This is a genomic window from Candidatus Omnitrophota bacterium, assembly GCA_023819145.1.
GTDB lineage: Bacteria > Omnitrophota > Gorgyraeia > DTHP01 > DTHP01 > JBFWKV01.
This window is the reverse complement of sequence record JAMWCW010000011.1, coordinates 38,310-48,791: the sequence shown is the minus strand read 5'-3', so window position 1 is coordinate 48,791 and position 10,482 is coordinate 38,310. Positions and strand designations below refer to the sequence as shown.

General features: G+C 37.6%; 12 protein-coding genes. All 12 read left to right on the top strand.

What is annotated here, in order from left to right; genetic code table 11:
- On the top strand, nt 1-207 hold a 207-nt coding region (locus NC818_06230), incomplete at its 5' end, for a hypothetical protein (protein ID MCM8784348.1).
- A 632-nt stretch (nt 208-839) separates the two neighbouring features.
- Nucleotides 840-1,112, top strand: a complete 273-nt coding sequence (locus NC818_06225; protein ID MCM8784347.1) for a hypothetical protein — start codon at nt 840-842, stop codon at nt 1,110-1,112.
- Between the two features lie 42 nt (nt 1,113-1,154).
- Nucleotides 1,155-1,568 carry a hypothetical protein gene (locus tag NC818_06220; protein MCM8784346.1) on the top strand — a complete coding sequence of 138 codons (414 nt, stop codon included), beginning with the start codon at nt 1,155-1,157 and terminating at the stop codon, nt 1,566-1,568.
- Between the two features lie 298 nt (nt 1,569-1,866).
- A complete protein-coding gene (locus tag NC818_06215) occupies nt 1,867-2,583 on the top strand; it encodes a YggS family pyridoxal phosphate-dependent enzyme (protein MCM8784345.1) in 717 nt (238 codons plus the stop codon).
- Nucleotides 2,580-3,404, top strand: coding sequence for a pyrroline-5-carboxylate reductase (locus NC818_06210; GenBank protein ID MCM8784344.1), 825 nt, complete (start codon nt 2,580-2,582; stop codon nt 3,402-3,404). Before NC818_06215 ends, NC818_06210 begins: the two co-directional genes overlap by 4 nt.
- Before the next feature lie 46 nt (nt 3,405-3,450).
- Entirely contained in the window at nt 3,451-4,317 is an 867-nt protein-coding gene (gene mtnP, locus NC818_06205) for an S-methyl-5'-thioadenosine phosphorylase (protein ID MCM8784343.1), read from the top strand.
- Nucleotides 4,307-7,135: an isoleucine--tRNA ligase gene (gene ileS, locus NC818_06200; protein ID MCM8784342.1), complete on the top strand. Its 2,829-nt coding sequence runs from the start codon at nt 4,307-4,309 to the stop codon at nt 7,133-7,135. The genes mtnP and ileS overlap by 11 nt, the downstream gene beginning before the upstream one ends.
- Before the next feature lie 31 nt (nt 7,136-7,166).
- Nucleotides 7,167-7,559 (top strand): TraR/DksA family transcriptional regulator, encoded by a 393-nt coding sequence (locus tag NC818_06195; protein MCM8784341.1) that lies wholly within the window; start codon nt 7,167-7,169, stop codon nt 7,557-7,559.
- The gene (gene lspA / locus NC818_06190) at nt 7,529-8,005 is read left to right on the top strand and encodes a signal peptidase II (GenBank protein MCM8784340.1); all 477 of its coding nucleotides are present in this window, start codon (nt 7,529-7,531) and stop codon (nt 8,003-8,005) included. Before NC818_06195 ends, lspA begins: the two co-directional genes overlap by 31 nt.
- A 38-nt stretch (nt 8,006-8,043) precedes the next feature.
- Nucleotides 8,044-8,802, top strand: a complete 759-nt coding sequence (gene lgt / locus NC818_06185) for a prolipoprotein diacylglyceryl transferase (GenBank protein ID MCM8784339.1) — start codon at nt 8,044-8,046, stop codon at nt 8,800-8,802.
- Complete coding sequence (locus NC818_06180) at nt 8,783-9,715, top strand: RluA family pseudouridine synthase (GenBank protein MCM8784338.1); 933 nt, start codon at nt 8,783-8,785, stop codon at nt 9,713-9,715. The genes lgt and NC818_06180 overlap by 20 nt, the downstream gene beginning before the upstream one ends.
- Nucleotides 9,693-10,481 (top strand): hypothetical protein, encoded by a 789-nt coding sequence (locus tag NC818_06175; protein MCM8784337.1) that lies wholly within the window; start codon nt 9,693-9,695, stop codon nt 10,479-10,481. Before NC818_06180 ends, NC818_06175 begins: the two co-directional genes overlap by 23 nt.
- Nucleotide 10,482: the final 1 nt, after the last annotated feature.

The following is a 10,482-nucleotide window of genomic DNA, read 5'->3' as shown; positions in this document are numbered from 1 at the left end:
TGGCAGTTGGTAACCCGAGAAGTTGATAAGGAAACTGCTAAGAGAAAATTGTTAGATTTAATTAAAAATGAATCAAAATTAGAACAGATAGACATTGCTCTTGATTTATTTACCCAATATTATGCCTTGCCTAAAGCAGAAATTATTCCTTCAGAACCTTTCTTATATCAAGCCGGAGATAGTGTATTCTTAGATTGGCTCAAATAACCCTCACTACCTCGTAGGTGGCCTTTTCCCATGCGAGAGCGTAAGGATAGCGTACCCAAACAACCAAATACTAGAGCATTAGGTTATCAGCATCCCAAAGTAGTGGTCCCGGAATATGAGAATAAAAGAGTTAGAACAGGAATTGGATAAGAATTTAGGGAGAATGAAATACTGGGCAAATTACCTGAGCGGCTTACAGCAGAAAAAATAATCCACCGTTTTTGATAAAGAATTAGTTTTCTTCTACCAAAAACTACTCTTAAATTTACTTAAAGCAATCTTCCTTTTTATTCTTGACTGTAAACTGTTAAAGGAATATTATATCTCTGGAAGGTCGAAGGATTGGCTCCCAGAGAAATTAGCGAAAAGAAAATAAGAGGAAAAGCAAAATCCTTCATCCTCAGCGAAGGGTAAGAGGTTAAAGAATAAGATACTCTTTTGTTTAAGGAAAAAGAGGAAATTAAGCGATTAATGAGTAAAAATTCCACAATAAATTTCTTATGAAAACAAATATTTTTAGGGAATTTGTGCCTACAATATTTAACGTCTTCCTTACTCTGGGATAGATAGTACCCTTTTTTATCCTCTATAGTTTAAGATACCCTTTTTGTAAATACCGGACATCCTACAGCGTGTTTTTGATAGCCTTTATCATTAGCCCTGTGGTAAGCGCGTTGTTTAGTTTACCGGGCGTGCGTTATGCTTTATGGATTAAACTGGAATATTGGAAGAAATACTTGCTTCTGGGATTAATTTACGCGGTGAATATTATTACCATCCTTACGGTAACATTATTTTTAGACGCAAAGGGCAAGTTAGATTATTTTGGAGCAGATGCGGAGGGAAGTTTTGGAATGTTGTATATTCCTTCAGCAGGGGTATATTTTTTGTTGGTTTTTTGGTAGGGATTGTGAAAAAGTTATGTTCCTTCAAAGAAAGGAGATAATATGCAGAGAGGCGAGAGGATAGGAATTATTGCCGGAGCAATGGGCTCTTCCTTAGGAACGATGTTGTGGTTAGTGATTCTCGGAGTTTTGATAAAGTCGGTTGTTTTGATAATTTTACCTCTCATAGTTGTCTTGGTTTCTGTTACTGGTGTGGCTAAGCTTTATAGTATGAACCCCGAGAGAAAACTTTCAATTATCGGGATTTTGATTACTTGGCTTATTTTCTGGAACGTTATCTTGCTTAACTATTACTATGATAAAATACCCCAGAGTATCGGCAATATAACTACGGCAAAGAGCAATATACCGCTGGCAGAGATTAATTGTATGCTTGCGCTGTTTTTTATTATCGGATGCGTGTTTATGGTGAAGGATATTGTATCCCTCACGGATAGAAGCTCTTCTTTGAAATAATTCCCTTCTTTCCTCTAAATTAAAGAAGGTGTTTTTCAGGAATCTTTTTTATCCCAAAAAAATCTGTAATTAGCTTTTAATTGCTAAACGATTATTAGCTTAGGGCATTGTCCCCCAATCCTTCCGTGACAAAGCGTATTTTTATCTGGTTACAGATATTTTCCTGCCAGTCCATTTTTTGTGTTATTGGTTAGTGTTATTACCCAGATTATTAAGAGATAAAATTTAGGGGCTACTCCCATTTTATTACCTCTAATTTATTTGACATTTGGAGAGTTATTGTGTTAAATTATTCAGAATGCTTGAAGAAAATTTAAGAGAGATTTTTACCAAAATTGAAGCATCTTGCAAAAGAGTAAAACGCGATTCTAAAGAAATAACTCTTGTGTGTGTAACCAAGGGAATAGGATTAGAAAAGATTAGAGAGGTAGTTAAATTAGGAATGTCGGATATTGGAGAGAATCGTGTTCAAGATGCACTTAAGAAATTTAATGAATTATATTCTGCAGATGATAGGTCACAGGTAAACATTCGTTGGCACATGGTAGGGCATCTTCAAAGAAACAAGGCCAAATACGCGGTGCGCATCTTTGATTTGATTCATTCTGTAGATAGCTTTAAACTGGCAGAAGAAATAAATAAAGAGGCGGAGAAAATCAATAAGATTCAGAATATCCTTATTCAGGTAAATACCTCAGGAGAGAAAACTAAATTTGGGGTAAATCCCGAAGATTTATTTTCTTTGGCAAAAGAAATACTTAAGTTCAAGCATTTAAATTTAAAAGGATTAATGACCATCGCTCCTGAGGTGGAAAATCCCGAAGACACACGCCCCTATTTTAGAAAACTAAGGGAACTTTTTGATGAATTTAACCATTTAACTAATTACCAATTAACCATCCTTTCCATGGGAATGTCTCAAGATTTTGGAATTGCTATTGAAGAGGGGGCAAATGTGTTGAGAATTGGAAGAGCAATATTTAAAGGTGAACCCCCGGATTTAGAGTTTATATGAAAAAGGTGGGAATCATTGGTTATGGGAATATGGGAGAGGCGATTGCCGAAGGGTTAAAGAAAAGATTTAACTTAATAATATTTGATAGGGATTTAAATAAAACCCAAAAATTAAAAAGAATTTCTGTGGCGGAGAATGTTCAAGCTTTGGTGAGAGAGTGTGAGGTGATTATTTTAGCGGTAAAGCCACAGGATTTTCCAGAATTACTGGAGAACATAAAGAATTTTTCGCAAGGCAAATTGTTTCTTTCTATCGCCGCTGGAATATCTACAGAATATATAGAGAAAAAATTACCTGGTGTACGAGTAGTTAGAGTAATGCCCAATTTAGGAATAAAAATAAGAAAATCAGTTACCTCTGTTTCTAAGGGTAAAAGTGGTCAAGATAAAGATTTGGATTTTGCGAAGAAGTTGTTCTCTTATTTAGGGGTAGTAAAAGAAATTGATGAAAGTCTAATGAATAAAGTAACTGCAGTTTCTGGAAGTGGGCCAGGGTTTATTTTTTATTTTCTGGAGAACAGAGCAAATTTTCCGCTCAAGTTTAAAAGAAGTGTAAAAGTATTTTTTATAAAGGAATTGAAAAAAGGAGCGGAGAAAGTTGGTTTTAACAGGGAGGAGGCAAAATTTTTAGCAGAAGAAACTGTTGATTCAAGTTTCTTACTTTTGAAAAAGACAAAGATCCTTCCCCGTGACTTGAGAATAAAAGTAGCTTCCAAGGGAGGTACCACAGAAGCAGGTCTTAAAGTAATGTATGATGGCGGAACCTTTGAAGAGGCAATAAAAGCGGCGGTAAAAAGAGCAGAAGAATTGGCAATGAAATGAACTCAAATAGCAAATTCATTTTAGAGTTTAGAATTTTATTTCTGCGATGAGAGTAGGAATAATTGGAGGAAGTGGTTTGTATCGGATTGAAGGGCTAAAGGAGAAGGAACGTGTTTCCTTGGATACTCCTTTTGGTAAGCCTTCGGATAACTTTGTCCTTGGGGAGTTAGAAGGAAAAGAGATTGTTTTCTTGCCTCGTCATGGCATAGGACATCGTATCCCTCCCAGTGAAATAAATTATCGGGCAAATATCTATGGAATGAAGAAGTTGGGAGTGGAAAGGATTATCTCCGTTACTGCTTGCGGAAGTTTGAAAGAAAATATAAAGCCTTTGGATTTTGTGGTTGTGGACCAGTTTGTTGACCGCACACTACATGCAAGAGAGATGACTTTCTTTGACCAATTTGTGGTGCATGTGGGTCTGGCTCAACCGGTATGCAAGGAATTGTTTGCTTTGTTGTTTGCAGTGGGGAAGGAAGTTTTGGATAAAGAAGGCAGAAAGATTCATCAAGGCGGAACTTATATCAATATGGAAGGGCCTGCTTTTTCTACCCTTGCCGAATCAAAACTTTATCGGAGTTGGGGAATGGATGTCATTGGGATGACCAATATGGCAGAAGCACGTTTGGCAAGAGAAGCAGAGATCTGTTATGCTACCTTGGCAGCGGTAACCGACTTTGATTGCTGGCATCCTGAATACGAAACGATTACCATTGAAATGGTCTTAAGTAATCTGCAGAAAAACATCGAAAATGCCAAAAAAATTATCTCTTTATTAATTAAGCACATTCCCGAAGAAAGAAATTGTCCCTGTAAACATGCCTTGAAAGATGCGATTGTAACGGACAAGAGACTTATTCCTGAAAATGTAAAAAAAGATTTGGAAATTATTATCGGAAAATATGTCAAATAAAATTGATTACAAACAGACTCTAAATCTTCCCCAGACCGAGTTCCCCATGAAGGCGAGTCTTCCGCAGAAGGAACCGCAGATTCTGAAATTCTGGGAAGAGATTAACCTTTATGAAAAGTTAAGGGAGTTGAGGAAAGCCAATCCCCGATACATTCTTCACGACGGTCCTCCCTATGCCAACGGCGATATTCACTTAGGGCATGCTTTGAATAAAACTCTGAAGGATATAGTGGTGAGATTTTATACCATGAAGGGTTTTGATGTTCCCTTTATCCCGGGATGGGATTGTCATGGGCTCCCCGTTGAGCATCAGTTATTTAAAGAATTGGGAATTACCAAACACGAAATCTCTCAGGTGGAATTTCGAAAAAAGGCGCACCAGTACGCATTGCGGTATGTAAATATTCAGAAAGAAGAATTTAAACGTTTAGGGATTTTGGCAGACTTTTTCCATCCCTATCTTACTTTAGAACCATGCTACGAGGCAGCGATTATCCGGAGTTTTGCAAAATTGGTGGAAAAGGGGTTTATCTATAAAGGAGTGAAACCGGTTAACTGGTGTATAAATTGTGAAACCGCTTTGGCCGAGGCGGAGGTAGAATACGAAAATCATACCTCTCCCTCAATCTATGTAAAGTTTGAAGTAGGTTCTAAAGAACCAATTACCAATTACGGATTACCGGATACAAAATTCTCTTTTCTTGTTTGGACAACCACTCCCTGGACACTTGTTTCTAATGTTGCGGTAGCCTTAAATCCTGAGTTTGTTTATTGTTTAGTAGATACCGAAAAAGGGATTCTTTTAATGGCAAAAAATAGGATTAATTTTCTTCGCGAAAAGATTGGTTTTGAAAAATTTGAAGTCCTTACTGAACTAAAAGGTTCCTCATTAGAAAGATTGTCTTTGAAACATCCGTTCTTTGAGAGAAACGCGGAGGTTATTTTAGCAGATTTTGTTTCTCATGAGGAGGGGACAGGTTGTGTGCATATTGCACCGGGGCATGGGGAAGAGGATTATCAGGTAGGTAAAATTTATAATTTTCCGGTAATTATGCCTTTAGATGAACACGGCGTTTTTACGAAAGAAGGGGGTAAGTTCTGTGGTTTAGATGTTTACTCTGCTAATCGCAAGATTATTGAAGAATTGAAGGAAAGTGGTAAATTAGTCTGGGAAGAAAAGATTGAACACTCTTATCCTCATTGCTGGCGCTGTAAGAAACCAGTGATTTTCCGTGCCACAAATCAATGGTTTATGAAGGTTGACCATACGTCTTTAAGAAATCGGGCTATTGAAAAGGTAAAGACTGTGCGTTGGGTTCCGGCGATGGGAGAGAATAGAATTGTTGGTATGCTACAGACAAGGCCTGACTGGTGTCTTTCTCGTCAGAGGTATTGGGGAGTTCCGATTACCGTTTTTTATTGTGGAGATTGCGGAGAGGCACTTTTAGAATATGCAGTAATTATGCGCATCGCCGATTTGTTTGAGAAAGAGGGTGCCGATGTCTGGTTTAGAAAGGAAGTAAAAGAGCTTTTGCCTCCTCAAGCAAAATGCCCAAAATGTAAAGGAGAGAGTTTCAGGAAGGAAACGGATATTTTAGATGTGTGGTTTGAATCGGGGGTTAGCCATCAGGCAGTTTTAAAAAGTGAGAGGGGATTGTCTTTTCCTGCAGATTTGTATCTGGAAGGGTCTGACCAGCATCGGGGATGGTTTCAAACTTCGCTTCTTACCTCAATGGGCATTGCTGAAACTTTTCCTTTTAAAGCAGTGCTTACCCATGGGTTTGTGGTTGATGGCGAAGGGAGAAAAATGTCTAAGTCCTTAGGCAATGTTATTTCTCCCCAAGAGGTTATCGATAAGTTTGGAGCAGATATTCTAAGGCTCTGGGCAATTTCTTCTGATTTTACCGAGGATATGAAGATATCAGAAGAGATTGTAGAGCGTGTTTCGGGGGTTTATCGCAAATGGCGCAATACGGCAAAATTCATTTTAGGAAATCTTTTTGACTTTGACCCTGATAGAGATAAATTAGATTACAATCTCCTGCTTCCCATTGATAAGTGGGCTTTGGCGAAGGTGGAGGAGTTACTAAAAGATGTTTTGTCCGCATATCGGGATTTTGATTTTCACAGAGTATATAGATTGATTTATCAATTCTGTGTAATGGAAATGTCAAGCATCTATCTGGATATAGTCAAAGACCGTCTTTATACTTTTTATAAAGATTCTCGAGAACGACGTTCTGCCCAGACGGTTATATACGAAATTCTCAATATCTTACTGAGAATCTGGGCTCCGCTTATGCCTTTTACTGCTGAAGAAATTTGGAAGTATTTTCCGCGTGAAAATAAATTAAAGGATTTTGTTTCTGTACATATGCTATCAATGTCTGAAGTGAATAACCTTTGGCTCGATGATTCTCTGTTGGAAAGTTGGGGTCCAATTTGGAAGATGCGTGATGTAGTTATGCGGGCGATAGAGAAAGAAAGGATGGAGAAAATTATTGGCGATTCTCTGGAGGCAAGTCTTGTATTCTATGTAGCGGAAGAAAAAATGTATCGTTATTTAAAAAATAAAGAACTTGCAGAATTAATGGAGATTTTTTTGGTTTCTGAAGTAAAGATAAACAGGGTAGATAAGATTCCTCCAGAGAGCTTTAGGGATGAAGAATTGTTGCCAAATTTTGGAGTAGAGGTGAGAGAGGCAAGTGGGAGTAAATGTCAGAGATGCTGGAATTATAGAATAGATGTGGGCAATAATCCTGAATATCCTGATATCTGCGTTCGCTGTGTAAGAGCTATGGAAATGAATAAAAGATGAAAACTATATTCTAAAGAAGGAGGTTAACAGCATGGCTAAGAGCAAGGTTTTAACTCAGAAAGAGTTGAAAGATTATACTCGGGTATTACTTAAGTTGAGAGAAAAAATTTTGGGTGACATGCGCACGCTTACGAAAGATACTTTAGATAAATCCCAGAAAGATGCGGCGGGAGATTTATCTGGATATTCCTACCATATGGCGGATGTGGCTTCCGATACCTTTGAACGTGAATTCTCCTTAGGGCTGGCGGCTAATGAACAGAAACTGCTCTATCAGATTGAAGAAGCCTTGAAACGTATCGAATCCCGTGAATATGGATTCTGTTTGATGTGCGGGGAGAAGATTACCAAACAGAGGCTGAAGGCAATACCCTATGCCCAGTATTGCATAAAATGTCAGAGCAAAAAGGAGAAAGAAAGGTAACTCCTCAATTGGTCTTTTATTTTTTGTTATTTCTAGGGGTTTTTTTTGTCGACCAATTGCTTAAAAAAAGTGTTTCTTCATTTTTCTTGCCCGGAGAAGGGTTTCCGGTAATTAAAAACATATTCCATATTACTCTCGTTTTTAATAAAGGCATTGCTTTCGGAATGTTCCAGAACATTCCTTTGTTTTTTCTCATTATTCTTATATTAATATCCATATTTTCCTTTTTAAAATACAGGCCCTATACAAGGGGAAAGAAATTGGCAATTTCTTTGATTAGTGCAGGCACGTTAAGTAATCTTTTAGACCGCATAAGATTTGGTTATGTTGTTGATTATCTTGATTTCCGTATCTGGCCAGTATTTAATCTTGCAGACGCCTCAATCACTTTGGGAATAGTTTTGTTCATTTGGAAAATATTTAATAAGGAACAAGAGATAATATAAAGCAGAATGGCTGTTCTGTTTCGTTGGTTATCTTTATTATGTACCCTATAATTTTCCATATTGGTCCTTTAAGCATATATTCCTATGGCTTAATGCTTGCCCTCGCTTTTATCATCTCCACCTCACTTGCCAAAAAAAAGGCGAGGGAAGAAGGCTTTAGCCCCGATTTAATTATTAGCCTTTCTGGTTATCTCCTCCTTGGGGGGCTTATTGGTGCGCGGATTGCTTATGTATTGCTTAATTTAGAAGAGTATAAAAATTATCCCCTACAGGTTTTTATGCTCCAGAGAGGTGGATTATGTTACTATGGTGCTCTTTTAGGTGGGTTGGTTGGAGGAATAATTTTTCTAAAAAAATATAAGATTTCTTTCTCAAGAATTTCTGATTTTATTAGTCCTTATATCTCACTCGGACAAGCAGTGGGAAGAATAGGTTGTTTTTTACGGGGCTGTTGCTATGGGAAAGAGACCTCTTTTTTTATCCGCATCAGATTTCCTGAAGAATTGATTTATCGACATCCTACCGAACTCTATGCTGCGTTGTTAAACTTTCTAATTTTTCTTGTTTTAAGTAAGCGCTATAAAAAGAGGAAATTCAGAGGAGAGATTTTTTTACTTTATCTTATGCTCTATTCTGCAAAGAGATTCTTTCTTGACTTTTTAAGAGGGGACCTTCCACCTCTATATTTTGGCCTTACCATATTTCAAAGTATAAGTATCTTTGTTTTTGTTCTGACGATTATCCTTTATTTTAAAGGAAGAATGCGATTCCAGAAAGATGATGGGAAAGGATTTTAGACCAGAGCCGGCAGAGGAAGGGATGCGGATAGATATTTATCTCCATAAGAAAATTATTCCACAGGTTTCGCGACAGAAAATTCAAATGATGGTTAGAGAAAAAATGGTTTTAGTAAATAAAATTCCCGTGAAGTGCCATTATAGGATAAAAAAGGGAGATTTAATTCATATAGAACTTCCAGAGTTTAAAGAACCGGACATTGAAGCCGAGGATATTGTTTTAGATATTGTTTTTGAAGACGGACATCTTCTGGTCGTTAATAAACCTGCGGGAATGCTTGTGCACCCTGCGGGAGGAGTATTTTCGGGGACTTTGGTTAATGCTTTACTTTATCATGCGAAAAATCTTTCTCGTTTGGGAGGGAAATTTAAACCCGGCATAGTCCATCGTTTAGATAAGGATACTTCCGGTCTTCTTGTGGTAGCAAAATCTGATTCCATTCATTTGGGGCTTGCTCAACAGTTCAAGGAACACTCCATCTATCGTCGTTATATCGCTATTGTAAGAGGAGTTGTTGAGTTAGACGAAGGAGAAATCGATGTTCCTGTGGGAAGGCATCCACGGAATAGGCAACTCATGGCAGTAGATTTTGGTAATGGCAGAGAAGCAAAAACTATCTATCGTGTGTTAAGACGATATACTGATTATACTTTGCTTGAAGTTTATCCTCTTACCGGCAGAACCCATCAGATAAGGGTGCATCTGAGTTATTTAGGTTATCCTGTATTGGGTGACGCGGTGTATGGCAAGAACTCAAAGTTAATTACCCGACAGGCACTTCATGCCAAGGAAATTGGGTTTAAACACCCCTATACAAAAGAAAATCTTAGATTTTCTTCTTCTTTACCCACAGATATGCAGAAACTTGTTCCCAATTATAATATAAAAAATGGCGAAGATAGGATTATTTAGAAAAGTTAATATTTCGAGTATCTTTATTATTGCAGTACTCCTTACCACGCTTGTATACTTTATTTCTCTAAAGGAAAAAGAAAGAAAATTGAGAATCGGCCTTCAGGAAAAACTCAATAACATTTCCAGCGAAAAGATAGTCAAGGAAGAAGAATTGAACAAATTGAATGCGGAAAAGATGGCCTTAGAAGAGAACGTGAGTAGTTTAAAGGAGAAAATTGAGAATTTGACAAGCGAATTGAGTAAAGAAAAAGATGCCGGGCTTGAGCTTTCAGAGAAACTTAGAGAAAGGGAGAAGGAGGCAGAAAGGCTCAAAGCAGAGCTCAATAGTTTAAGGAAGGAAAAAGAGTTGATGGAGATAAAAATTAAGGATGCAGAAGAGAAGATAAAAGGGTTGGAAGTTTCGCTTGTCCAATTACAGACAATTAAATCTGAACTTGAACGGAAACTGGATAATATTATGAGTAAACGGTTGGAGGTAGAGTTAGAGAAAGTGGTAGTAAAAAAGCCGGCCTCTCTGGGTGTGGGAAGAATTCTGGCAGTAAATAATCCTTATGAATTTGTAGTAATCAGTCTAGGGAAGGAACAAGGGATGGAGGTAGGAATGATTTTGGGGATTTATCGCGGGAAAGAGCTCATTGCCAGAGTAAGAATAGAGAAAGTTTACGAGAATATGTCGGTAGCGGATATTGTTTTTGAAACTGCAAAGGGGATTATTCGGGAAGAGGATGTTGTAAAATTTATTTCTTCCGAGAATAAAGAGTAAA